The organism is Gordonia malaquae (genome assembly GCF_037148075.1).
Taxonomy (GTDB): Bacteria; Actinomycetota; Actinomycetes; order Mycobacteriales; family Mycobacteriaceae; genus Gordonia; species Gordonia malaquae.
The window spans coordinates 196,618-221,238 of record NZ_JBBCUB010000005.1; the positions used below are offsets into that span (position 1 = coordinate 196,618).

Below are 24,621 nucleotides of genomic sequence, written 5' to 3' on the forward strand. Positions count from 1 at the left end.
GTCCGCATCGCATGGACTTTCGCCAGGGTAGTCACGACCGAGCTCGTTCCGCCGATCGTCGAAGGGCGACACTAAGGTGAGTGCATGAGTCGTACGTTCAGCGGTGCGTCCGCTGTCGCTAAGACCGGTGTCGGGTTGGCACTCGCGCCGGCGCTGACTCCCGACGGGGTCGCTGATCGGCCGAGTTTCTTCCACGGGTTCGCGACGCATCCGGCGGTCTTCGCGCAGGGCTTGTTGACACTCGCGGACGTGACCGCGACGCGATACTTCCAGTACACACCGTCGAACCTGCGAGATCCGGTTCTCACGGCGCACGGCGATCGGCTGCGCGCCGAGTGCTTCTCCGCGTGCAACGGCGTGTACGCCCGCCTCGACCTGCTCGGTTCCGGCTTCGACGGCGGCGACATCGGCCACGGCACCACAAACGTCGACGTGAACCCCACGATGCGCAGTGCACTCGCGAAGGTCAGACGCGCCGAACTGCTTCACGTCGACATCGGCGACGACGGTCTGCGTGTGGCGACCCCGGATTCTCACGCGCATGAGCGGCCGGTCGAGATGCCCGATCGGTGGATCCGGGCGCTGGGGAACGTCGCACAGATGCACCGGCCGGCAGTGTCGGCCTTCTCTCTCGACCGGCGGCAGACTCGGGCCTTTCTCGGTTCGTTGCCGCACGCGACCGCAGCAGCTCAGCGCGGGTGGCTTGTCCCCGATCGAACTGGAGCGCGACTGTCACCACGACCCGTTCCTGGAGGCGTCTATGTCAACGGGCTCCATCGGCTGGCCGCCGCGAAGCGCATGCTGGTGCACGCGACCGGGCTGACCGCCTACGCACTCGGCGTAGGCGAGTCCCCGAGCGTCGTCGAGATCGACCTGCCCGGCGCACGACTGTCATTCGGTCTCACCGAGGAACCGTGGCGAGGCTTCTCCGGCGAAGGCAGCCTGCTCGAGGCACTGGCGTCGCCGACTGTGCTCGACGACGCCGACCTCGTATCCGCTCTTCTCGCATTCGAACCGATCATCGACGTCGCCCGACTGAGTCGAGACGCCGCGCTGGCCCCCGCGCGAACCGAGGGTGCTCTCGCGGTGCTCGCATCGTCCGGCCGCGTCGGCTGGGACGCTCACGACGAATCGTGGTTCCACCGCGAACTACCCGACGACCCCGCTCGTGTCCGGAAGGACAACCCGCGCCTCGTCGCCGCTCGTGCTCTGGTCGACGCGAGCGCGGTGTCGGCGTCAGACGGCGCCTGGACCGTCGCGAATCCGTCCGGCGGTGTGTACCGGGCATCGCTCGGCCCGACCGGCGGCGTCGACGGCAGCCGGTGCACGTGCACCTGGTACATGAGCCACGGCACCGCCCGGGGACCGTGCAAGCATGTCCTAGCGGCGTACTTGACCTGCGGCGGATCCATCGAGGAGAACAATGACTGAGCTCGACGACGCTCTCGCCGTCTACGACACGGTCGGCTGGGAGCGGTTGGACTTCGCCGATCTGCACATCGCCGAACGCTGCCCGACCGAGCACCGCGCGACCGCACTGCGCGGCCTTCGCAAGGGTGTCTGGATCGACTTCGCCGAGACCTCGAGCGGCTCCTACGGACGGGTGTCGCTGATAGGCGGCAGGTCGGCGTCGAAGCTCGCGCTGTTCGCGATCACCGTCGGGGTGGATGCCCGACGGGCGGTCAGTGTGCTCGAGTACAACGTGCCGCCCGAGGTGCTCGGCCAGTTCGTCGCCGACCGTGGTGCCGCGTACGCCGCCGATTTCGTCCAACGAGCATGCGTCAGCTCACGCCGCGGACTCACTCACGGCCCGTCCGGGTTCGGTGCCGGCGCGATCACCGCTGTCGAGCTCACCTCGGCCGAGGTGCCGATGAACATCGAGTTCTTGAAGGATTGGGCAGTCCATTCGAACGCCGCGCTCACCGGCGATCGCACCGACTTCTGGTCGCAGGCTGGACTCGACGTGGGCGTCCTCGCACCGCGGTTCGACGAGTACGCACGCGCGGCGACGGCCATGAACGTCCCGATGACCGGGCCGATGCGCCCGGCTCTGGCCGCCGCTGTCGAACGTGGTCTCCTCGACTCCGACGTCGCGCAGTCGTTGGCGTTCGGCGGCCTCGAGTCCGCGGTCCGCCCCGGCGACCTCGCGGGCTGGCTCGGGTTCCTGCTCGACGACCTGAATGTGCCGTCGTCGGGCCTCGCGGACCGTGCCGAGGAGCTGATCCCGCTCTTGACCGCCGGGGTTCCCGCCGTCACCGACCGCGTGGCGCCCGTCCTCATCGGAGCCGTCGACGACGAACTCCTCCCCGATGTCGTGTCCGCAGCTCTCACTGCTAAGCCCGCGAAGACCAGGCGGATCGTCGTCGACGCACTCGCGGCCCGGCCTGTGCCGTCCAACTCCGACGACGTGCTCGCCGAACTCGATGCACTCTCCGGTGCCCGCCAACTCGTCAAACCTCTCGCAGCGCTCGCCACGGCATGGGAAGTGGAGCCTCCGGCGCAAGAGGCCGCCTCATCGTTCGCCGTCTGGCGGTCGGTGCCCGACGTCTGGGACGTGCCGCGATTCGAACCCGGCCCGGTGTCGCCCGAGGCCCTCACCGACCTCGCGCGCACGCTCCTCGAACGGGGTGAAGCGACCGCGGCCGACGTGGTCGTGGAGCAGTTCCACGCGTGCGCGGCGGCCCTCGGTGTGCAGTCCCCTGACGCCGTGCGCACCGCCCTCGCCGGGGTCCCCAACGCCGCCGCCACCGGTCTGTCGGTGGTCCGGTCGTGGTTGGACGGCGACCTCGCCGACATCATGGCGAAGTACCCGCAGTCGTGGGCGCCGATCGTCCGCCGGCGTGATGCCGAGTTGCTGCTCCGCAACGGTGAACTGCCCTGCGTGCTCTCGCAGCCGTCGTGGGACGACCTGCGTGTGGACCCGGCCGATCTCCTCGCCCGGCTACGCGAGTATGTCGGATCCGGCGTCGCAGCGGCCGCCTCCGACCTTGCTCTTGCACTGCTGCGGATGGACGTCGATTCCTCGCCGGACGTCGACTTCTCGGAGATCGACATCAAGGTGGTCGCGTACGACGGGACCGTTCTCGACCAGACTGCGGGACGACTGGCGGCTGCAGCGCTCGCCGAGCCAGTCGCCGACCCCGGGTTGGTCTCGGGCCGCGGATGGCGGCGGTGGACGCCGGGCGACATCGTGGCGCCCTCGTGGCTCAAGCAGTTCGAACCGATCGCCTCCGAGTACGGCGAGACGGCCGAGTTCTGGGTCTTCCCCGGTTGGCGAGGCGACACCGCGATGACGCCCGTCGCAGTTCTCGACGAGTATCACGGCAACGGGCCCACGCTCCGGCAAGCGGCGCGGCGCCGGGACCCGTTGTCGCCGGGTGCGGCTGTCAACTTGCTTGCCGCTCAGCGTCGCTTTCACCCGCGGGACGCCGCTGACGGCCAGGCTGCGGTGTACGAGGCGTTCGACCGCGGCCTTCTCCGTCCCGGAGCAGCCGATGTGCGGTATCTCGACTGGGCCGACACGCCGTCGTCGATCGCGGCGTTCGCCCGAACGTTGTCCGACCTCGCCGAGGGCGGGTTGACGGCCGTCGTCTGGCCGGTCCTCGACGATCTGCTCGCCGCTTCCGCAGCCGAGAAGCGTCTCTTGTCGGGTACCGAGACTGTCGTCGACGTCATGGCGACTGTGTTGCCCGTTGTGCAGGCGGCGGCCGCAGAGGGTCTCTCCGACTCGTCGGTGTTGGATGTCCCCGGCCTTCGTGCTCTTGCCGATCGAACCGGATCATCGGTGGCGGTGAAGGGAGCCCGCGCTCTGGCGGCAGGCCTGCCCGCGCCGTCGCGCGCACCGGAGCAGCCTGCTGCCGTGGCGCCGCGCTTCGACCTGTCGGACGTGTGGACCGAAGGAGCGGGCGGTGCACCCGCCGTCGACGATCGCGCGGCAGTGGCGATCGACTGGTTCGACCCCGACGCGAAGAGTCGTCAACTCGTCATCACGGCGACGTTCGCGCACTTGCCGGATCGTGCGTTCACGATCCGCAAGGGCTGGACATACGACATCGAGCAGGAGGGCCAGTGCCGGGCGTCCGACGGCGGCCTCGACGTCTGGCTGCAATGGGACGGTACCGGTATCGCTGTCGGAGACAGCCGAGATCAGGCTGGGTCAGGTGCAAAACCCCCGGTCACGGTGTTGATGACCGCAGTCCTGCTGGCGACGCTCATCAACGAGACACAGGACGCCCGGTGGACGGTGGCGTCGTGTGCGCTCGACGGAGTGCTGCATGCCGAGGCTGTCGGCCTTGCGATGCGGCTCCTGCTGCCACATCCGGTGATCAGTCCGGCGCGAATGGTCCGCGCCATCGAGCACGAGCCTCGCTCACTGCCCGCCCTCTGGCCGATCCTGACCGAATCGATCCGTCACGCAGGCGACGTCGTCCGAGCCGGCGGCACGATCCCCAAGTGGGCGAACCGTGTCCTCGACCTGGCGCAGACCGTCGCACCGCAACTGGACCAGGCAGCCTCCCGGGGCCTCGCTCCAGCCGACGCGTCACTCTGGCCCGGCCTCGACGCCCTCGCCGACTCCCCCGGCAAGTCGGCCGCCGTCACCAAGGCTCGCGCCCTCCGCGACCGATCACGTGTGTAGATCGTTACCCGATTCGGGTAACGATCTACACACGTCTTAGACCACACAGTTCGGGGACGTGCACGGATGCGGGCTGTCCGGCCAGCCGAGCAACGACAGGTATCGCCCTACCTTCACCGCGGTCGAACACGATCGGACATGCGCCTGTCCCCAACCGAGCCGAATCGTATGGCGATCGAGGACGACGGCGGCGTCCAGATCGCGTTCCAAGTCGCGATCGCGATCGCGCGCGTTGTCGTGGTGAGCTCGCCCGTCCAGTTCGATGACCAGGCCCCAGTCCGGATAGTCGAGGTCTCGGAAACCGGGTCGCCCAGCTCCTGTCGGTGCCTGCCTCACCGGCGACGGCAGTCCGTGCGGGCGCTCCACACGGGTGAGATAGCTGTGCTCCAGCGCCGAACACGCGCCGTCTCGCAGATCCGCGAGTAAGCCTTCGATCAGCATTCGATGCCGAAGGCGAGTTCGTCTGACGACCGCGCTCAACAACCGATCTGGAGTGGTGCGACGCGACCCCACCGCGTCGGACAACGTCGCAATGGTTTTCATCTCGTTCAGCGTCTCGCTCGCGACATCGATGAGCGCTTCTTCGAGGCGAACTCGTGGAGGAGTCGTGTGATCCAGGACGTCCTGGTTGAACAGTGACCGGTGATGAACGATCACACCGGGGCGTCGGGTGACCTTCCTGCCTGCCTCGACCGCGATATGAATCGGGTCGTCCCGGCGCGGCTCACGGCCGACGCCTGCGGCTGAAAGCGCGGAGTCGTGGCTCGCGGCGGCAGGGCACGCATCGAGGATCGCGGCCCACACCCGCTGATGCCACGAGAGCGCACCGGTATGCGTCACATACACACCCGGGTAGACGGCGACCCATGCCCGACATCGAAGCAGTTGCCTGACGTACGCCGACCCGAAACCACATTCGAGAACCTGCGTCCGGGCGATGACGCCGCCTTGCAGTCCGATCAGAACCCTCAATGCATGTTCGTCCCCCATGGGGCAGAGTGTGCGCGCAGGAGCCGAAACCGCCAACCCCGTTGTCCACAGGCCCTGTGGACAGATGCGTGTAGATCGTTACCCGATTCGGGTAACGATCTACACGCAGGATTTCAGTCAGGCGTAGAGCGCAGTGAACTTCTCTAGGGACTTGCCGATGTCGCCCTTGACGGCCATCGCAGCGGCTTTACCCGCGGGTCCGATGAGCGGGAGGCCGCCGAGGTCGATGAGGAAGGTGATGGTCGATCCGTCGCCGTCCGGCGCGACCGTCAGATTGATCTTCGCTTTGACGCCGCCCTTTCCGCTGCCCTTGAGGACCACTTCGCGGGGCCGGTCGAACTTCTCGATCTCCCAGGCGAAACGCACGCGGGCGCCCTTCACGCTGATCACCGACGACACCTTGGTGCCTTTGCCGAGCTGATCGGCGGACGGCAGTTCGCTGCGCCAGCCGTCGTGCATCACGAGCCAGTCGTCGTAGCGGGACAGGTCGGCGGCAGCCGCGAAGGTATCCTCGGGCGAGAGGTCGACATGGATGGAGTCACTGGTCTTGGCCATGGTCCCAGAGCCTAGCGTCTGCGCCGACGCCTGTAACCTGCTGTACCGCATACTGGTCGGCCACGGCGTGTCCGTGCTGATCACCGAGGTGGAGGCGTACGACGGCCCGAACGATCCCGCATCGCACGCCTACACGCGGACACCGCGGTCGGAGATCATGTACGGCCCGCCGATGCGGCTGTACGTCTACCAGATGCACGGCCACCACTGCGCGAACATCGTCACCAGTCCCGAAGGTCACGGCTCAGCCGTGCTGATCCGCGCGGGCAGGGTCGTCGACGGTCTCGACCTGGCACGACAACGACGAGGCGGGGTCGCCGACGACCTGTTGGCCCGCGGCCCCGGCAACCTCACCCGAGCCCTCGGCATCACCAAGGCCGATCTCGGCGCCGACGTGACCGCACCGGACGGCGTGCACTTACTGCCCGAGGACGACGAACGGCCCGGCGATGTCGTCGCCGGGCCGCGTGTCGGTGTGCGCCTGGCCGCTGACCGACCATGGCGCTTCTGGGTGGACGGCGAGCCCTCGGTGTCGGCGTATCGCCGTCACCCGAAAGCTCCTCGCCTCTGAGCTACTTGTCGGCGTCCTTCTCCGGAGCGCCGACCGCCTTGCGGGCTGCGTCCTGAGCCTTGTCGACCTGCGAGGCGTACTTGTTTCCGGTCGCCTTGTCGACCATGTCACCGCCCTTCTCGATCAGGTCGGGGTTCGAGCGGAGTGCGTCCTTGGCCTTGTTGACCAGTCCTGAGAGATCCATGCCGACATCTTAGTACCGGTCAGGCCGCGGCGCGTCGGTCGAGAGCTGCTTTCAACAGTCGTGTGCTGATCTCCACTGCGGCACAGCCCACTACCGCGCACACGGCGGCGACGGCCATCATGCCTGCGTTCGACGAGTCGAGGTGGAACATCCGCTGGCTGAACGGCACCGTGAAGATCAGCACGTAGGCGACCACCGAGACGCCGATGAGCACCGCCTTCCACCACGTGTACGGGCGCGCTACGACCGCCAGCACGTACACGGCGATCGCGATCATCGTCGCGAGCGCCGCCGTAGCGGCCTGGGTCTGCTGCGCACCGATGGTCTGCGATGCCCCGGCGATCGCGGCAGCAGTGTCTGCGGGCGAGAGCAACACGTTGCCGGTGTAGCTCGCGAGCGCACCGGTGTAGTCGCGGTTGACCAGTAGGAAGCAGACGAACGTCGACAGGCCGATGATGATGCCGTTCGGAACCGCCTGCGTGAGCACTCGGCGCACGAACCCGGTACGAGCGCGCTCGTTGTTCGGCGCAAGCGACAGGACGAACGCCGGGATGCCGATGGTGAACCACGCGGAGATCGTCACGTGGATCGGCTGGAACGGGTAGCTGATCGGCGCCCAGCCGAATCCCTTCGCGACAAGACCGCCGATGCCGATCAGCAGCGCGAGCAGAACGGCGTAAACGGTCTTGGTCAAGAACAGGTTGGAGACGCGTTCGATGTTGCCGATGACGCGTCGGCCCTCGCCGACGACGTACGGGAGCGTGGCGAACTTGTTGTCCAACAAGACGATCTGAGCGACCGACCGGGCGGCGGACGAACCCGAGCCCATCGCGACGCCGATGTCGGAGTCTTTGAGCGCCAGGACGTCGTTGACGCCGTCGCCCGTCATCGCGACGGTGTGCCCGTTCCCCTGAAGGGACTGCACCATCGCACGCTTCTGGTCGGGGCGGACGCGACCGAACGCGTCGGCGTCGCCCACCACCTTCCCCAACTCGACAGAGTCGGTCGGCAGCTTCCGGGCGTCGACCGCCTGCTCGGGCTCGCCGAGTCCGAGCGACGCGGCGACCGCTCCGACGGACAGTGCGTTGTCGCCGGAGATCACCTTCACCGCGACGTTCTGCGATTCGAAGTACTCGATCGTGTCCTTGGCGTCCGGGCGCACCCGCTGCTCCAACACGATCAGTCCGACGGGTGTGATCACGCCGGGCAGGTTGCTGCCCGTGGCCGGCACGGTGTCGACGAGTGCGTCGCAGGTGGCGACGAGCAGGATGCGCAGGCCCGTCGAGCCGAGGTCGGATGCGAGTTGCGCGATCTCCGACTCCGGGTCGAGCAGCACGTCGGGCGCACCGATCAACCAGTTGCCGCGATCGGTCCCGTCGCCGTCCACGAAGGAGATGCCACTGAACTTGTTTGCCGAGCTGAACGGCAGGATCGCCGACGTCGACCATCCGGGTGCGTCCGGGTACGCCTCGGCGACCGCCTGAATCGACGCGTTGGGACGCGGATCCGCTGCCGCGAGCGCCGCCATCGCCGTCTGCACTGACTCCGGAGTCACCGAATCGTCGACGACGCGGATCTCCGAGAGCCGCATGCCGTTCTCGGTGAGCGTTCCGGTCTTGTCGGTGCACACCACGTCGACGCGGGCCAGGCCCTCGATCGCCGGAAGCTCGTTGACGAGGCATTGACGGCGTCCGAGCCGGACGACACCGACGGCGAAGGCGATGGACGTCATCAAGACGAGGCCTTCGGGGACCATCGGGACGAGCGCGGCGACCATGCCGAGCAGTGCGGTTCGCAGGCCGTTCTGGCTGATGAACAGCTGATTGATGATCGTCAGGATGCCGGCCGGGATCAACAGCCAGGTGATCACCTTGAGGATCTGATCGATGCCGGAGCGCAGTTCGGACGACACGAGCGTGAATTTGCTGGCCTCCGCCGCGAGTTGCGCGGCGTACGCGTCCGCGCCGACCTTTGTCGCCCGGTATGCACCCGACCCGGACACCACGAAGCTTCCCGACATGATCGGGTCGCCGAGCGACTTGTCGACAGCATCGGCCTCACCGGTCAGCAGGGACTCGTCGACGTCCAGGGATTCCGATTCGACGGTCTCGCCGTCGACCACGATCTGGTCGCCGGGACCGAGCTCGATGATGTCGCCCTGCACCACCTGATCGGGCGCAACTTCGGTGGCGACACCGTCACGACGGACGACCGGCCTGGTCTGGCCGACGATCGCCAGACGGTCGAGCGTCTTCTTGGCGCGAATCTCCTGAATGATGCCGATGCCGCTGTTGGCGATGATCAGGAGACCGAAGAGACCGTTGATGAACGACCCGGTGAAGGCGACGATCGCGAACAGCACGCCGAGGATCGCGTTGATCCTCGTGAAGACGTTCGCCCTGATGATGTCGGCGACGCTGCGGCCCGACTTGTCGGGCATCGTGTTGGCCTGACCGGCGGCGACGCGCTCAGCGACCTCCGCCGCTGTCAGTCCGGGCAGACGGTCGGTCGTCGAAGTCATAGGTAGCGCTCCCACCAGGTCGGATCGTCGAAAGCCGTGCCGACGCGAGCGTCGACGTCGAGCGCGGCGCCGGGCCGGGGCACACACAGTTCGACCCCCGCCGACTCCGCTGCGGGCAGCAGTCGCTGGATCGGGTCGCCCCACGAATGCCGCGCCAGGTTGAACGTACCCCAGTGGATGGGAATGAGGAGGCCGCCTCGATCACCCCCGTTGACCAGACCGTGAACAGTGACGCCTTCCTCGGGGTTGAGGTGGATGTCGGGCCAGAGGACGTCGTACGCCCCGACCGCGATGAGCGTCGCGTCGAACGGGTCGTATCGCTCCCCCACCTCGCGGTACGCATCAGTGAAACCGGTGTCGCCGGAGAAGAAGACCGAGTGCGACGGCCCGACGATCGCCCAACTCGCCCACAGCGTCTGATTACGGGTGAGACCACGCCCCGAGAAGTGTCGGGCGCGTTCGCAGCCGAAACGCACATCCACTTCCCGAACAGAGAGCGTCACGTCGCCCTTCCAGTCAGCCGTGCTGATCCGGTCGGCACTCACTCCCCACGACCGCAGGTGAGCGTCGACTCCGATCGGCGCGACGAACCGAGCGTGCGGCTGGGCGGCGGCGATCGTGCGGATCGTCGGATAGTCGAGGTGGTCGTAGTGATCGTGGCTGAGGAGCACCACGTCGACCTGCGGGAGCTCGGCCGCCGTCACCGGGACCCGGTGCATCCGCTTGGGACCGATCAACTGCGACGGTGAGCATCGATCGCTGAGCACCGGGTCGAGGAGCACCCGGACACCGTCGATGTCGACGACAGCGGTCGCATGCCCGAGCCAGGTGATCGTGAGTCCAGACGGCTCGTCAGCGAACACCGGTCGCAGAACCGGAAGCACCCCGTTCGGCTTGCCCGGGCGACGCATCATGTCGACAAACGTCCCGGCGCCGGGACCTTCGGTGTCGGGTACCGGTTCGACGTTGGTGAACACTCCGTCGACGAGGTTCGGCGAGCCGGATGTCGCTTCGGCGATCGCGTCCGCGGATGCGCCCATCGCGCGCAGCGGGGCCGGTGCGGGCAGGCGTCTGACAGTTGATGTGAAGGTCACCCGACCAGCGTAATCGTCTCGCGAGGGTGGCCTGGGACACACTTTCGTCCGACTATGCCCTATGCTGTATTCGACAACAGTTGATCGATTGATCCACTCAGGTTCACCGAAGGCGAGAACACCCGTGACTGACAACCCCGCAGTCGACACCCCGCGCCCCGACTGGGCGGCGATCGACGACGCCGTACGACGCGCCGGGCTCGACTCCCCAGTCCTGACCCTCGACCTCGATCTTCTCGAGCACAATATCGCCGACCTGCGACGACGCGCGTCCGGTGTGCCGATCCGCGTCGCGTCGAAGTCGCTTCGGGTCCGCTCGATCATCGACGACGTGCTCTCGCGTGACGGGTACGCGGGAGTCCTCGCCTTCGACGCCGCAGAAGCCCACTGGCTCGCGACCGAGTCCGGCGTCTCCGATGTGCTTCTCGGCTACCCGACCGCCAAAAAAGAAGCGCTCGCAACACTCTTCGCCGACGAATTCGCGTGTCGGCGGGTCACACTCCTCGTCGACGACGTCGCTCAGCTCGACCTGGTCGACGCCGTGCTGCCGCCCGCCAAGCGGCCGGTGGTGCGCGTCGCGATCGACCTCGACGCGTCGCTTCGGGCCGTCGGCGGGCGCGTCCACCTCGGTGTCCGCCGGTCGCCCATCCACAGTGTCGACCAGGCGACCGCGCTCGCTCGCACCATCGTCGGACGTGACGGCTTCGCTCTCGTGGGCGTGATGTCGTACGAGGCGCAGGTGGCCGGACTCGGCAACGACGTCGACGGCAAGTTCGCGATGAACACGGCGGTCTCGGCGATCCAGGCCGTGTCGATGACGGAGATCCGCCATCGTCGCGGCAAAGTGATCAGCGCCCTCCGGGAGATCGCGGACCTCGAGTTCGTCAACGCAGGCGGCACCGGATCCCTCGAGGAGACCGCCAAAGACAAGTCGGTCACCGACATCGCTGCGGGCTCGGGGTTGTTCGGCGGGCATCTCTTCGACAATTACCGCCACTTCCGTCCGGCACCCGCGATGGCGTTCGGACTGGACGTTCTGCGCCGTCCGGACGACGAAATCGTGACGTGTGCAGGCGGCGGATGGATCGCGTCCGGGCCGCCCGCACAGGACCGCCTGCCCAAGCCGGTATGGCCCGAAGGGCTCGAGTACATCAGTACCGAATCGGCCGGTGAAGTGCAGACTCCGCTCACCGGAGCGGCCGCTCGCGGCCTCTCGGTGGGCGATCGAGTGTGGTTCCGCCACACCAAATCGGGCGAGGTGGCCGAACGTGCCGCTCGCGTAGCTTTGATCAAACGTGACAGCAGTGGAGTCGCCGACGTCGTAGACGTGGTCCCGACCTACCGCGGAGAAGGGAAGTGCTTCCTGTGAGCCAGACGACAGCAGCCGCGACGTGGACCAACTGGGGTGGCACCGCACAGTGCACACCGACGGAGTTGATCACGCCGCAGAGCGTGGACGAACTCGCCGACGCGGTGCGCACCGCCGCCGCGAGCGGTCAGACGGTCAAGCCCGCCGGCGCGGGTCACAGCTTCTCGCAGATCGCCGTCGCACCCGGCATCCAGGTGAAGCTGTCCGGACTCCGCGGACTCATCAGTGTCGACGCCGACCGCAAGCGCGTCACCCTCGGCGCGGGCACTCACCTTCACGAGATCCCCGCGATCCTCGAACCGCTCGGCCTCGGCATGGCCAACCTCGGTGACATCGACAAGCAGACCCTCGCGGGCGCGACGTCCACCGGAACGCACGGCACCGGCGGTGCGTTCGGCGGGATCTCGACCCAGATCCGCGGTGTCACCCTCGTCGACGGCACCGGCACCGTCCGGGTGATCGGCGAAGACGACCCCGACCTGAAGGCCGCTGCACTCGGGCTCGGTTCGCTCGGCGTCCTCACGCAGATCACGATCCAGTGCGTCGACGCGTTCTCGATCCGAGCCGAGGAGGGTCCCGGCGAAGCAGATGAGACCTTCTCGACGTTCCTTGAGCGTGTCGAGAACGTCGACCACTACGAGTTCTACTGGTTCCCGCACACCACGAAGACACTCGTGAAGACCAACACCCGCGTTCCGCGCGACACCCCGGCCACCGGTCCAAGCGACCTCCGGCGCTACATCGACGACGAACTGCTGTCGAACAAGCTGCTCGGGGCACTGTGCAAGGTCGGCGCCCGTTCGCCGCGCACCGTCCCGTCGATCAACCAGGTCGTCGGACGCGCGCTCTCGGCTCGCACGTACACCGACCGCTCCGACCGGATCTTCATCTCCGACCGCGACGTCCGTTTCCGCGAGATGGAGTACGCCGTCCCACTCGAAGCCGTGCCCGACACGCTGCGCGAGATCCGCGCGATGATCGACCGCCGCGGCCACAAGGTGAGCTTCCCGATCGAGGTCCGCGCGGCCGCCGCCGACGACCTCATGCTGTCGACCGCATCCGACCGCGCGTCCGGTTACATCGCCGTCCACCGCTTCTCCGGGGACGACGTCGCGGCGTCGGAAGCCTACTTCCGCGATGTCGAGGACATCATGATGTCGCACGCCGGTCGTCCGCACTGGGGCAAGATGCACACGCGCGACGCCGACTACCTGCGGAGCGTGTACCCACGCTTCGACGAGTTCCTCGAAGTCCGCAACCGGTTCGACCCGCAGCGCGTCTTCACGAACCCGTACTTGCAAACCGCTCTCGGCAGCTGATCCCAGACTGTCCACCACGTTGGAGACGATTTCCGCACCAGGACCGGAAATCGTCTCCAGCGTTGGTCAGCGCCCCTGGAAGTTCGGTGCGCGCTTCTCCTCGCGAGCGGCGCGCGCCTCTTTCACGTCTTCGCTCATCCATGCGGCGAGCATCGCTTCGTGACGGTCTGCGGGCGCCTCGTCGCGGGCGCCGTCTCCCGTGAGGACCATCTTGTAGTGGCGAAGGGTGAGCGGAGCGAACCCGGCGATCGTGTCGGCCCAGTGCTTGGCGTCCTCGAGATCGCCGATTCGGTTGGCGAAGCCGAGGCTGTACGCGCGATCGGCCGTCAGAGGGTCGCACCCGAGCAGCATGCCGCGAGCCTGCCCACCGCCGACGAGTGAGACGAGACGCTTGATGGTCCACTCGTCGAGCGCAACACCGATCTTGGCGGCAGGGATGCCCGCGATCGATCCCGGCGCCATCACGCGGAGGTCTGCGGCCATCGCCAACTGCAGCCCGCCGCCGAGCGCGGGGCCGTTGACTGCGGCGATCACCGGGACGGGCGTCGACTCGATCTGCGCGATGACGGCGACGAGCTTCTCTGGGAACTCCGGATCGTAGACGGGCCCGGACAGGTCGGCTCCTGCGCTGAACACGCTTCCACGTCCGGTCAGCACGATGGCGCGCGCTCCCGACTCGACTGCAACAGTGAACGCCTGCGACAAGTCGCGCAGCATGTCGTAGTCGAGCGCGTTGCGCTTGGCCTCACGGGCCAACTCGATGGTCGTCACATATCCGTCTGCGGTGCTCACGATCATGACGGCAGAGTACCGACATCCGCCGAGGGTTTTGTGACCGGATACGAGAAAACCCCTCGACTGCGCTCGGGGAGCAGTCGAGGGGTTTCTTCTCCGCTCATCGAGCGGAGTCCCCGCCCGGTCATCGAGCGGAGTCGAGATGCATTAAGCGCCGAGCAGATCGATCACGAAGATCAGCGTCTTGCCGGAGAGGCGGTGTCCCGCACCTTCGGGTCCGTACGCGAGCAGCGGCGGGACGACGAGGCGACGACGTCCACCGACCTTCATGCCGGGGATGCCCTCCTGCCAGCCGGGGATCAGCGCGTCGAGCGGGAAGTTCGCAGACTGGCCGCGGTCCCACGACGAGTCGAACTCTTCGCCGGTCTCGAACTCGACGCCGACGTAGTGCACGTCGACCATGCCGCCGCGCTGAGCTTCGGCGCCGTCACCGACGATGATGTCGGTGATCTGAAGCTCCGCCGGGGCGGGACCTTCCGGGAATTCGACCTCGGGCTTGGTGTTGTCGGCCATGGTTCAGCGATCTCCCATCGACTGGTAGTCGCGCTCGGTGTAGCCGGTGTACAGCTGCCGCGGGCGACCGATCTTGGTGGTCGGGTCGTTGTGCATCTCGCGCCAGTGGGCGATCCAGCCGGGGAGGCGGCCCAGGGCGAACAGCACGGTGAACATGCGCGTCGGGAAGCCCATCGCGCGGTAGATGACGCCGGTGTAGAAGTCGACGTTCGGGTACAGGCGGCGCTCGATGAAGTACTCGTCGTTGAGAGCGACCTCTTCGAGGCCCTTCGCGATGTCGAGGAGATCGTCCTGGACGCCGAGGGTCGCGAGGATCTGGTCGGCGGTCTCCTTGACGATCGCGGCGCGCGGATCGTAGTTCTTGTAGACGCGGTGACCGAAGCCCATGAGCTTCACGCCGTCTTCCTTGTTCTTGACCTTGTTCATGAAGGCCTTGGTGTCGCCACCGGAAGCGCGGATCTCGTCGAGCATCTCGAGCACGGCCTGGTTGGCGCCGCCGTGCAGCGGGCCCCAGAGTGCGTTGATGCCGCCCGAGATGGACGTGAACAGGTTCGCCTGCGACGAGCCGACCAGGCGGACGGTCGACGTCGAGCAGTTCTGCTCGTGGTCGGCGTGGAGGATGAACAGCATGTCGAGCGCCTTGGCGACGTCCGGGTTCACCTCGTAGGGCTCGGCCGGGAAGCCGAAGGTCATGCGGAGGAAGTTCTCGACCAGGCTCAGCGAGTTGTCCGGGTAGAGGAACGGCTGGCCCTGCGACTTCTTGTACGCGTACGCCGCGATGGTCGGCAGCTTCGCGAGGAGGCGGATGGTGGCCAGCTCGACCTGCTCGGGATCCTTTGGATCGAGCGAGTCCTGGTAGTAGGCGCTCAGCGCGTTGACGGCGCTGGAGACGACGGGCATCGGGTGCGCGTTGCGCGGGAAGCCGTCGAAGAACCGCTTGAGGTCCTCGTGAAGCAGCGTGTGGCGCTGGATCTTGTTCGTGAACTCATCGAGCTGCGCCTGCGTCGGCAGCTCGCCGTAGATGAGGAGGTAGCTGACCTCGATGAACGTCGACTTTCCAGCCAGCTGATCGATCGGGTAGCCACGGTAACGCAGGATGCCCGCGTCGCCGTCGATGTAGGTGATCGCAGACTTGGTCGACGCGGTGTTGACGAAGCCTCCGTCGAAGGTCGTCATACCGGTCTGCGACAGGAACGAGCCCAGTGCGACCGAGTCACTGCCTTCCGAAGCCTTCAGAATCGGCAGGTCGATCTTTCCACCGGGGTAGGTGAAAGTACCGTTCTGCTGTTCGGTGGCGCCATTCTCCACGGACACACAAACCCCTTAGCAATCGCGGGTGAGCAGTTGTTGGGTAACAACCTAGTCGTCTTTCGACTCAGCCGCCCAACGAGGGTCCTTGGGGATCTCCACAGGTTCCTCATGCGCGCGGCCGACGACTCTCTCGTCGCCCGCTCAGCTTACTCATACGGCCCGCAGCCGCTTGCGCGCCCAGTAGCGTTGAGCGCATGCGCGAGCGCCCTGCGGGAGATGACGGACTCCTCCTCGACTTCGGTTCCGCGGATCGTCCCGCGTGGACTGCCGCACGAGTCGCCGACGCGCTCCGCGGTGCCGCCGCGGACGGCCGAGTGTCCTTGTCCGACGTCGTGGCCTGCGCGGAAACCGTTCTCGTCGAAGCACTTCCGGGCACCGGCCTGAACGAGCTCGGGGTACGCCGCGTCGTCCACGATCTGCTCGCCTCGACGGTTCCGGACAACGATGAAGGCATCGGTTCCGTGCGGTCGGCGATCGTGATCCCGGTCCGCTACGACGGTGCCGACCTGTCATCCGCAGCGGATGCCGCCGGGTGCTCGACGGATCGTTTGGTTCAGGCGCACACTCACCTCACATGGACGGTGCAGTTCATGGGCTTTGCTCCCGGCTTCGGATATCTGGTGCCCGAGGACGGCAGCGACCCCTCGTTGACCGCCGTCTTCAACGACCTCCCTCGACGCGAGGAGTCACGCCCCCGCGTGCCCGCCGGTTCGGTAGCGGTCGCGGCCGGTTACAGCGCGGTGTACCCGAGGGTGAGCCCCGGGGGCTGGCACCTGCTCGGCGTGACGGACACCGTGCTGTGGGATTCGACCGCCGCTCCCCCATCCGTGCTGTCGGCGGGAGCACGAGTCCGATTCGTGCGCGCCGAGGAGGTGATCGGGTGACACCCGCCGAGTTCACGGTGTGCTCCACCGGGCCCCTCGCGACGATCCAGGATCTCGGACGGCCCGGCCACGCTCACCTCGGTGTGCCGCGGTCGGGCGCCGCCGATCGCGAGTCGTTCGGGTTGGCGAACCGGCTCGTCGGAAACCTTCCCGACGCCGCATGCGTCGAGGTGACGCTCGGCGGATTCTCCGCCCGGGTCCACGGCACCGCGCTGATCGCCGTGACCGGCCCGCCCACGCGGGTGCGGGTCGACGGACACGACGTCGGCAGCCACTCCGCGATCCCGCTGCGCAACGGTCAGTCGGTGTCGGTGACCGCACCGCGCCACGGGTGTCGCAACTACATCGCCGTCCGCGGCGGGTTCGACGTCACCCCCGAACTGGGGTCGCGGTCGACGGACACCCTGTCCGGACTCGGCCCGCCGCCGCTGAGCGTGAAGGACCGTCTCACAGTCGGCGACCTGTCGGGCGACTGGCCTGCGGTGATGCTCGCACCGCCGCCAGCTGTCGGCACCGAGCCCGCGGTGCTCCTGTCGGTCCGGCCGGGCCCGCGCGCCGACCGGCTCGTCGACCCCGGTCAACTGGTGATCGGCCGGTGGCAGGTGAATCCCGCGTCCAACAGGATCGGCGTCCGCCTCGACCGGCCGTCCAAATCGACCGAACCACCGCTTGTCCACCGTGATCTGCCCGAACTGCGATCCGAGGGTGTTCCGCTCGGAGGCGTTCAGGTTCCACCGAGCGGCCAGCCCGTCATCTTCCTCGCCGATCACCCGGTGACCGGCGGCTACCCGACGGTCGCCGTGCTCACCCCCGCGTCACTGATCCGCGCGGCGCAGCTGGTGTCAGGCGACTCGGTGAGATTTGTGGTCGGCTGACGCCCTTGCCACCAGTTTGAGACGAAGATAGAGTTCCGTCTCATGACTGAGGTGCTGCCCCCGCTGGGGCCCGACTCCGTGACGTGGCGTTACTTCGGCGACTGGCGCGGGATGCTCATGGGCCTGTGGTCGGGGTCGATGCAGAACATGCACCCGAAGTTGGCCGCAGGCGTCTGGGACCACTCAGACTTCTTCGGCGAGCGTTGGGAGCGCCTGATGCGGTCGCTGTATCCGATCAGCGGCGTCGTCTTCGACCAGACGCCGGACACCGGCGCGCAGGTCCGCGACTACCACCGGACCATCAAGGGCACGATGAACGACGGCGAGCGCTATCACGCGCTCGACCCCGACGTCTTCTACTGGGCGCACGCCACGTTCTGGTACGGCAACATCCGCTGCGCCGAAGCGTTCGGTCCGCCGATCTCCGAGGCCGACAAACGTCGTCTGTTCGACGAGTCGCGTGCCTGGTACTCGATGTACGGCGTCAGCATGCGGCCGTGCCCTGACACGTACGAGGAGTTCCTCGAGTACTGGGACCATATGTGCCGCCGAGTGCTCCGCGACCACGAGGCCGTTCGGACCGTCCTGGACATCACCGTCCTGCCGCCACCGCCGTGGGCCGCGGCGTGGATGCCCGCCTGGCTGTGGAAGCGGCAGGTCGCCGTCGTCCAGCGGATATTCCTGTGGATCACCACCGGCCTGTACGACGAACCGGTCCGCGAGATGATGGGACTGACCTGGACCGATGCCGATCAACGGCGCTTTCGCCTGTTCGGTAAGGCCGTCAACGCGGGGATGAAGCTGCTTCCGGCTCGGTACCGCCGCCACCCGAGAGCTCGTGACGCCGACGACCGTCTGACCGGCCGCGTCGCCGCAGACGCTCCACTCTTGGAGACCCCCGTCCGCAATCTGCCCACCGGCGCCGAGCGCGACAGCCCGATCCACTACTGCCCCGTCACCGCCGCCCGCCGCGCCAACCTCCCCTGGCAGAGCAACACCACCGCAGCCCCGACTCCCGCTACACGAATCGATTCCCGCTAATAGTCAGACCATTAGCGGGAATGGACGCCTGAGTGAGCGCTTCGAGCGATCACCTGTCGCCGACGGTCCGCTCCGTGAGAACGCCCTCACGGGCCAACTTGTTGAACTTGTTGCCCCACCAGCGCAGGAGCACTGCGATTGCGATCGGCCACACCAGTGCAGGCCAGAGCGCGTTCGTGTCGTTGTTCAGCCACACGATGGCACCGGCGATCGCACCCAAGACGACCAGGCTGAAGAGGACGTCGACGATCCGACCGACGATCCACAACGGATGCCGGTACAAAGTGGCGTTCGCGCGGCGCGTTCGATCGGTCCGCGCTGCGTCGTCCGTTGTCATGTCTACTCCCCCACGATGTGGTCGCCGAAGATGCGACCAACGACCATCAAATCAGACGAAGCGACTCGTCGATGGACTGAACCCGCTCGTCTGGCAGAGCAACAACACCATCGTCAGCCTTCCCGCTACAGAAGTCGACTCCCGCTAATAGTCAGACCATTAGCGGGAACGGACGCCTGATGCGTAAACCTCCCGCGGCATTCGCCGCCATCACGAGGGCAGACCAGTCAGACTGCACTGATGACAGGTGACTCGCTCGTCGTCCGAGCGCTCCGACTCGCCGCCGGGATCCTGGGCGGCGTTGCACTCATCGTTCTTCCGATCCTGAGCTGGGACAACCCCGGATTCGGGCTCGGGAATTACTTCAGCTACTTCACCGTGCTCAGCAATGTGCTGGCGGTCGGGACCTTGGTGACTTGCGCTGTCGCCTCAGCGCCGGAATCACGGTGTTTCACGTGGATCAGAGGTCTGGCGACCACGTGCATGGTCATCACCGGCGTCGTCTACGCAGCGCTGCTCTCTGGGATCGACGTGCAACTGAACGTCATGTGGATCAATCGGGTGATGCACCTGGTGCTCCCGATCGTGCTCACCCTCGATTGGCTGCTGGTCCCCGGCACCCCCGGCGGCAGGTCGAGGTGGGCGCAGTGGCTGATCGCGCCGCTCATATACGGCGGGTACACACTGGTCCGAGGACCGATCGTCGACTGGTACCCGTACCCGTTCATCGACCCGCGCGAGCACGGGTACGCCGCGATGTCGGCGATCCTCATTGGAGTGTTCGCGGCGATGGCGCTGTTCGCCTTTCTCGTCGACCGCGCCGGAGACCGGATCGCGAAACGGACTACAGCGCAGGCTCTCTGAGATCGGTCGATCTATCGACCGATCGTCGGCGAACGTGACCGATGCCAGCCAGACCCCGGCGGTCAGGAGGTCGCGGCGCCCTTCGCTCTGAAGACGGGGACGCGCTCACCCTGCGCCGATGAGGCGATCAGAACATCCAGACGTTTCAGCCTCGTTTCGACCTTCTTCGCGCTCATCACCCACCAGACGGCGTCTCGCCTGTACGAGGGCGCTAACGTCGCGAACCTCTCCCACGCAGCGGGATTGTCCTTGAACTGCTGTTCGTACTCAGCGTCGAGAGGAACCCGTCGCGTCTCAGACGAGTAGCCGTCGGAGTCCTTTCGACTGTTGTACAGTTCCACCCCCTTGGGCCTCATCCTGCCCGTCCGCGTCAGTTCCTCGACCTTCCGGACGTTGACTGCGCTCCACACGCTGCCCTTCTTCCGCGGCGTGAAGCGCACCCGGTAGCTGTCGCCGTCGACGCGTTTACGGAGGCCGTCGATCCACCCGAAGCACAGTGCGACGTCGACGGCTTCGGACCATGTCTGGCTCGCCAGCCCGGAACCCTTCTTGTGGAACAGCACCCACGCTTGCGACGACGTGTCGTGATTCGACTCGAGCCACTCGCTGAAAGCCTCGGCGTCGCGGAAGAATAGGTCGTCAGACGAGTCCGTGATGTCTGCGGAGTCCATGCGCTCATTGTGCACAGCGCCTAAGAAGCACTGCGCCTACGCCACATCTGAACCCGACCGGAGGGACGCGCGGTAGCGCCAGAAGGCGGGGACGGCGAGCGCGGCGAGAACGGTTCCGATGACCACTGCGATGCCGCCGCCGGCGATCGTCACCGCGGTCCCGGCTACGGCAGCGGTCGCGCCGTGCGCGACGTCGGCGATGCGCGGTCCGCCCGCGACGATCACGATGAACACACCCTGCAGACGTCCGCGGACGTCGTCGGTGGCGGCGGACTGCAGCATCGTCTGACGGAAGGCGGCCGACGCCATGTCGGCGGCTCCGCCGACCATCAACGCGACGACGACGAGCGGGAGGATCGGCAGAGCCGACCCGTGGGCGAAGAAAAGGAGACCGCCGGACACCGCGACTGACAGACCCCACACGATGATGCAGACGACAACTGCCCGACCTTGTCGCTGCACCCGGGACACCCACCCGGACAGGACGCCTCCGACAACGGCGCCCAACGGGATCGCGATGAACAACAAGGCGAAGGCGATGCCACCGTCCGACGGTCCGCCGAAGCTCTCGTGCGCCATCTGCGGGAACAGCGCCCGCGGCATGCCGAAGATCATCGCGATCAAGTCGACGACGAACGACATCAGCAGCACAGGATGTCCGCGGAGGTATCCGAGTCCGTCGATCACCGATTTGAGGCCGGGTGTCTTTGGCCGCTGGTCGCCGGAGAGTTCCGGGACCAAAGACGGCAGACCGATCACGGCCCAGAGTGTGGCGAGCAGACAGATCGCGTCGACCAGATACAGCAGCGAGAAGCCGAGAACGGGGATCAGCGCGCCGCCGACGAGCGGACCGGCGATCGCGCCCGCCTGCATCACCGTCATGTTGAGGGAGTTCGCGGCGGGCAGTTCCTCGGTCGGCAGGATGCGCGGCAGAACTGCCGACCGCGTCGGCTGATTGACCGCGAAGAACGCCTGCTGGAGTGCGAACACCCCGAGCAGAATCCACACGTTGCCCCATCCCGCCGCCGACTGCACCCAGAACAGGATGCTGGTCGCGATCAGGCCGACCGTGGTAACGAGAAGGATCCGCCGACGGTCGAAGACGTCGGCGAGCGCACCGCCCCACAGGCCGAACACGACGAGCGGTACCAGGCCGAACACGCCGGTCAGCCCGACATACGCCGAACTTCCCGTCATCGCATAGATCTGCGCTGGAACTGCGACGACGGTCAGCTGCGCGCCGATGACCGTGATGATGTTGGCCCACCACAGCCGCCGGAAGTGTGTGTTCGCCAGGGGCGTCGTGTCGGCGAGAAGCCTCCCCATCAGGGCTGCAGGCGTTCCACGCGCCAACCGTCGCCGTCGCGAATCGCGCGAGCCCGGTTGTGAAGGCGATCTGCACGGCCCTGCCAGAATTCGACGACGTCGGGCTCGATCCGGTAACCGCCCCACTGCTCGGGCACAGGGACGGGCGTCGACGACAACGGTCCGCCGAATTCGTCGGACACCGCGGCCGCGGCCGCTTCGAGCGCGTCGCGGGAGGCGATCGGACGCGACTGGTCAGACGTCGTCGCCGACAGCTGGGACCCACGCGGGCGAGAGTTCCAGTACGCCTGCGTCTCCGCCGGATCCACCTTCACCACGCGTCCGCGGACGTGGATCTGCCGTTCCATCGCGATCCACGGGAACGTCGCCGAGGCGTACGGATGAGCGGCGATGGCCCGGCCCTTGTCGGAGTCGTAGCCGGTGAAGAACACGATCCCGGCGTCGGAGACGCCCTTGCACAGAACCGTGCGGGTGGCCGGGCGGCCGCCGGCGTCGACTGTTCCGACGATCATCGCGTTCGGTTCGACCACACCCGCGGTGATCGCGTCCGCCAGCCACGCGTCGAACAGGGAGCGCCACGGCGGATCGCCCACCAGCCAGGACGGATCGAGATTCGCTGCGACGCCGTCCTTCCCCGTCGGGTCGACGGCGCCGTATCCGACGCGCATGCTCGGCAGATCCACTTCGTCGTTCACGCCTGCGATGCTATTCGCCTCAGCGACGGGCCCTCGTGCCGACGCCTTCGGGGAAGGGCCACGGCATGGTCACCGATCTCCCGGCCGGCAGTGACGACCAGGTGCGGGAGAAGTCGTCGTATCGGTCGTAGACCTTCTGCAGGAGCTCGGGGCTCTCACCGGACGCGGCCTCCGTGCCCGGCCACGCAGGATCGGGGCGCCGACGTCCGCGCGCGACTTCCCACAGGGCGACGGTCAGCGACGCCAGCCGCTCCGACTTCGCCATGTCGGCCGACTCCGACTCCGTCGGAGTACGACGATTCTTCGTGGCCTTCCGCTTCACGGCGGGGTCGGCTGCCCAGAACATCCCGTCGTCGCCGTCGGCCGCGGCCAGCCGCCCGTACACGCCTCCGCGGATTCCCCATTCGGTCTCGACGATCAGGTGCGCGACGTCGTGCGGCACCGCGTCGTGAAACCCCGGTCCGTTGCGCGGGGCGAGTGCGTGCCCGACATCGCGGTGAACCGCGATGTCGTAGCGTCCGGCGAGTTTGGTGAACGTGATCTCCATGAGTCGTTGATCGTCACCCATCCGACGCGGTGGAGCAACCGATTTACACGACGAGCCGACCCGCCAAGTCGACGTCCGCCGAAGCCGCGACAGCGTCGAAGCCTACCGACCGACGGTACGCCAGCCCGACTGTTCGGATCCCGGTCACGAGATGGTCGATGGGCAGCGTGTACGGAATGCGGATGTGACTCTCGAGACCTCCGTCGGGACCGAAGGAGCTCCCAGGCGTCAGCCGGACTCCGAGTCCGGCCGCCGCCGCGGCGGTGACCGTCGCGACGGGCCTGGGCAGGTGAACCCACAGCGTGAGTCCTCCGACGCCGCGGACCGTCGTCGCGCCCGGAAGGTACTCGTCGATCGATGCGAGTGCCGCGGCACGGGCGAGGCGCAGTCCGTCGAGGCGCGCGGGAAGGAAGTCGTCGAGGTGATCGAGCGCGTACTGCGCCGCGAACTGTTCCATCACCGCCCCGCCGAGGTCGAGCTCGTATCGGGCCAGGACGTACGGATCCGGTGGCGTCTCAGTGCGGATCCAACCGACGCGCAGTCCGGCCCACACAGTCTTGCTGGCCGACCCGAGGGTGATGACCTGCGCGCCGCGCGGCGCGAACGCGGCGACCGGCGGTGGGGCATCCTCGTCGAGTCCGATCTCGACCATCGTCTCGTCGATCACCAACGGCACGCGGTGTCGCGCCGCGATCTCGGCGAGCCGACGACGTCCCTCGACATCGAGCAGGAGACCTGTCGGATTGTGGAAGTCGGGAATCATGAAGATCAGACTCGGCCGCTGCAGTCGGACGATCGATTCGAGGTGGTCGAGGTCCCACCCCGACTCCGAGTCCAACGGAAGTGCGACCGGTCGTGCTCGGTGTCTGGCCAGCGCCAGGATGGTCCCGTGGTGGGTCGGCTGTTCCACCACCACTCGATCTCCCGGCGACACGTGGATGTCCAGGACCAGGCGCAACGCGTGCTGGGCGCCTGAGGTCACGAGGATCTGCTCTGGAGTCGTCGGCAGTCCACGTTCGCAGTAGCGCCGGGCGATCGTCTCGGTGAGCGCGCGCAGTCCGTTCGGATACAACCCGGTGCCTGTCAGATACGTGGGCGCGCACTCGAGCGCGTGCCGATAGCCTTCGTGGACGACCTGATCGGGAGCCGCAGGCGCCGCGATGTTGAGCTTGCACATGTCGGCCTCGGCGCCGATCTCGAACGGCTCTGCCGGCACCGCCACCGGCAGGCTCAACACACTCCGCGCCCCTTGACGAGAGTTGAGATGACCGGACTCGCGCAGCGTCGAGTACGCGCCGGCGACTGTCGTCCGAGAGACGTCGAGCGCTTGCGCCAACGTCCGCTCGCTCGGCACTGCCGTCCCCACGGCGACACGTCCGTCGAGGAGGAGGACTCGCACCGCGTCGGCCAGCGCGAGGTAGGCGGGCCGCGGACCGTCCGGCCGCCACGCTCCGAGTCGCTTGGCGAGGGTGTGCGCGCTGATGGAGCCAGTGGCCGTGATCATAGGGCCAGTGTCCCCCAAC

23 protein-coding genes are annotated in these 24,621 nt (G+C 67.2%); 9 read left to right on the forward strand and 14 right to left on the reverse strand.

The genetic code is table 11. The features are described 5' to 3' along the window. The first annotated feature begins 84 nt into the window (after positions 1-84). Both WFK36_RS17820 and WFK36_RS17825 read left to right on the forward strand, forming a co-directional pair. Positions 85-1,431 carry an SWIM zinc finger family protein gene (locus WFK36_RS17820; protein WP_336793298.1) on the forward strand — a complete coding sequence of 449 codons (1,347 nt, stop codon included), beginning with the start codon at positions 85-87 and terminating at the stop codon, positions 1,429-1,431. After that, a complete protein-coding gene (locus tag WFK36_RS17825) occupies positions 1,424-4,636 on the forward strand; it encodes a hypothetical protein (protein WP_336793300.1) in 3,213 nt (1,070 codons plus the stop codon). Before WFK36_RS17820 ends, WFK36_RS17825 begins: the two co-directional genes overlap by 8 nt. A 36-nt stretch (positions 4,637-4,672) precedes the next feature. On the opposite strand, the gene WFK36_RS17830 is transcribed toward WFK36_RS17825, so the two are convergent. Continuing rightward, complete coding sequence (locus WFK36_RS17830; protein ID WP_336793301.1) at positions 4,673-5,626, reverse strand: hypothetical protein; 954 nt, start codon at positions 5,624-5,626, stop codon at positions 4,673-4,675. 117 nt (positions 5,627-5,743) lie between these two features. Continuing rightward, positions 5,744-6,181, reverse strand: coding sequence for a type II toxin-antitoxin system Rv0910 family toxin (locus tag WFK36_RS17835; protein ID WP_336793302.1), 438 nt, complete (start codon positions 6,179-6,181; stop codon positions 5,744-5,746). On the opposite strand from WFK36_RS17835, the gene WFK36_RS17840 reads away from it, so the two are divergent. Continuing rightward, positions 6,159-6,752, forward strand: coding sequence for a DNA-3-methyladenine glycosylase (locus tag WFK36_RS17840; protein ID WP_336793303.1), 594 nt, complete (start codon positions 6,159-6,161; stop codon positions 6,750-6,752). The two genes, WFK36_RS17835 and WFK36_RS17840, sit on opposite strands and share 23 nt — an antisense overlap. A gap of 1 nt (position 6,753) precedes the next feature. On the opposite strand, the gene WFK36_RS17845 is transcribed toward WFK36_RS17840, so the two are convergent. Genes WFK36_RS17845 through WFK36_RS17855 form a run of 3 tightly spaced genes read right to left on the reverse strand, consistent with a single transcriptional unit; the run spans position 6,754 to position 10,551 of the window. Continuing rightward, positions 6,754-6,936 carry an antitoxin gene (locus WFK36_RS17845; RefSeq protein ID WP_008379120.1) on the reverse strand — a complete coding sequence of 61 codons (183 nt, stop codon included), beginning with the start codon at positions 6,934-6,936 and terminating at the stop codon, positions 6,754-6,756. Between the two features lie 19 nt (positions 6,937-6,955). Then, positions 6,956-9,457, reverse strand: a complete 2,502-nt coding sequence (locus WFK36_RS17850; protein ID WP_336793304.1) for an HAD-IC family P-type ATPase — start codon at positions 9,455-9,457, stop codon at positions 6,956-6,958. Beyond that, positions 9,454-10,551 (reverse strand): MBL fold metallo-hydrolase, encoded by a 1,098-nt coding sequence (locus WFK36_RS17855; protein ID WP_223291321.1) that lies wholly within the window; start codon positions 10,549-10,551, stop codon positions 9,454-9,456. The genes WFK36_RS17850 and WFK36_RS17855 overlap by 4 nt, the downstream gene beginning before the upstream one ends. A 124-nt stretch (positions 10,552-10,675) precedes the next feature. On the opposite strand from WFK36_RS17855, the gene WFK36_RS17860 reads away from it, so the two are divergent. Together WFK36_RS17860 and WFK36_RS17865 are read left to right on the forward strand one after the other, a co-directional pair. Further along, on the forward strand, positions 10,676-11,920 hold the full coding sequence (locus tag WFK36_RS17860) for an alanine racemase (protein ID WP_336793305.1): 1,245 nt from the start codon (positions 10,676-10,678) through the stop codon (positions 11,918-11,920). Further along, entirely contained in the window at positions 11,917-13,239 is a 1,323-nt protein-coding gene (locus tag WFK36_RS17865; RefSeq protein ID WP_336793306.1) for a D-arabinono-1,4-lactone oxidase, read from the forward strand. The genes WFK36_RS17860 and WFK36_RS17865 overlap by 4 nt, the downstream gene beginning before the upstream one ends. A 66-nt stretch (positions 13,240-13,305) precedes the next feature. Here WFK36_RS17865 and WFK36_RS17870 read toward each other — a convergent pair whose 3' ends face one another. From WFK36_RS17870 to WFK36_RS17880, 3 genes are all read right to left on the reverse strand, one after another. Next, positions 13,306-14,037 (reverse strand): enoyl-CoA hydratase, encoded by a 732-nt coding sequence (locus tag WFK36_RS17870; RefSeq protein ID WP_336793307.1) that lies wholly within the window; start codon positions 14,035-14,037, stop codon positions 13,306-13,308. 144 nt (positions 14,038-14,181) lie between these two features. Continuing rightward, complete coding sequence (locus WFK36_RS17875) at positions 14,182-14,547, reverse strand: FKBP-type peptidyl-prolyl cis-trans isomerase (protein WP_008379127.1); 366 nt, start codon at positions 14,545-14,547, stop codon at positions 14,182-14,184. 3 nt (positions 14,548-14,550) lie between these two features. Further along, positions 14,551-15,861, reverse strand: a complete 1,311-nt coding sequence (locus WFK36_RS17880; protein WP_336793309.1) for a citrate synthase — start codon at positions 15,859-15,861, stop codon at positions 14,551-14,553. 191 nt (positions 15,862-16,052) lie between these two features. Between WFK36_RS17880 and WFK36_RS17885 the strand changes: the two genes are divergently transcribed. From WFK36_RS17885 to WFK36_RS17895, 3 genes are read left to right on the forward strand one after another with little or no spacing between them, the layout of a single operon-like run. Further along, on the forward strand, positions 16,053-16,742 hold the full coding sequence (locus WFK36_RS17885) for a 5-oxoprolinase subunit B family protein (RefSeq protein WP_336793310.1): 690 nt from the start codon (positions 16,053-16,055) through the stop codon (positions 16,740-16,742). Continuing rightward, positions 16,739-17,617 (forward strand): 5-oxoprolinase subunit C family protein, encoded by an 879-nt coding sequence (locus WFK36_RS17890; RefSeq protein ID WP_336793311.1) that lies wholly within the window; start codon positions 16,739-16,741, stop codon positions 17,615-17,617. Before WFK36_RS17885 ends, WFK36_RS17890 begins: the two co-directional genes overlap by 4 nt. Before the next feature lie 42 nt (positions 17,618-17,659). Next, positions 17,660-18,658: an oxygenase MpaB family protein gene (locus WFK36_RS17895; RefSeq protein ID WP_336793313.1), complete on the forward strand. Its 999-nt coding sequence runs from the start codon at positions 17,660-17,662 to the stop codon at positions 18,656-18,658. A 49-nt stretch (positions 18,659-18,707) separates the two neighbouring features. Here the strand turns inward: WFK36_RS17895 and WFK36_RS17900 are convergent, their stop codons facing one another. Then, a complete protein-coding gene (locus WFK36_RS17900; RefSeq protein ID WP_336793315.1) occupies positions 18,708-18,995 on the reverse strand; it encodes a hypothetical protein in 288 nt (95 codons plus the stop codon). Positions 18,996-19,235: 240 nt separating this feature from the next. On the opposite strand from WFK36_RS17900, the gene WFK36_RS17905 reads away from it, so the two are divergent. Next, positions 19,236-19,859 (forward strand): Pr6Pr family membrane protein, encoded by a 624-nt coding sequence (locus tag WFK36_RS17905; RefSeq protein WP_336793316.1) that lies wholly within the window; start codon positions 19,236-19,238, stop codon positions 19,857-19,859. A 62-nt stretch (positions 19,860-19,921) separates the two neighbouring features. Here the strand turns inward: WFK36_RS17905 and WFK36_RS17910 are convergent, their stop codons facing one another. From WFK36_RS17910 to yczR, 5 genes are read right to left on the reverse strand one after another with little or no spacing between them, the layout of a single operon-like run. Further along, positions 19,922-20,530, reverse strand: coding sequence for a YdeI/OmpD-associated family protein (locus tag WFK36_RS17910; RefSeq protein ID WP_336793317.1), 609 nt, complete (start codon positions 20,528-20,530; stop codon positions 19,922-19,924). A 36-nt stretch (positions 20,531-20,566) separates the two neighbouring features. Beyond that, complete coding sequence (locus tag WFK36_RS17915; protein ID WP_336793319.1) at positions 20,567-21,856, reverse strand: MFS transporter; 1,290 nt, start codon at positions 21,854-21,856, stop codon at positions 20,567-20,569. Next, positions 21,856-22,524, reverse strand: a complete 669-nt coding sequence (gene pdxH / locus WFK36_RS17920; RefSeq protein WP_336793492.1) for a pyridoxamine 5'-phosphate oxidase — start codon at positions 22,522-22,524, stop codon at positions 21,856-21,858. Before pdxH ends, WFK36_RS17915 begins: the two co-directional genes overlap by 1 nt. Before the next feature lie 46 nt (positions 22,525-22,570). Beyond that, a complete protein-coding gene (locus WFK36_RS17925; protein ID WP_336793320.1) occupies positions 22,571-23,119 on the reverse strand; it encodes a hypothetical protein in 549 nt (182 codons plus the stop codon). Between the two features lie 22 nt (positions 23,120-23,141). Continuing rightward, on the reverse strand, positions 23,142-24,602 hold the full coding sequence (gene yczR, locus WFK36_RS17930; RefSeq protein ID WP_336793321.1) for a MocR-like transcription factor YczR: 1,461 nt from the start codon (positions 24,600-24,602) through the stop codon (positions 23,142-23,144). Positions 24,603-24,621: the final 19 nt, after the last annotated feature.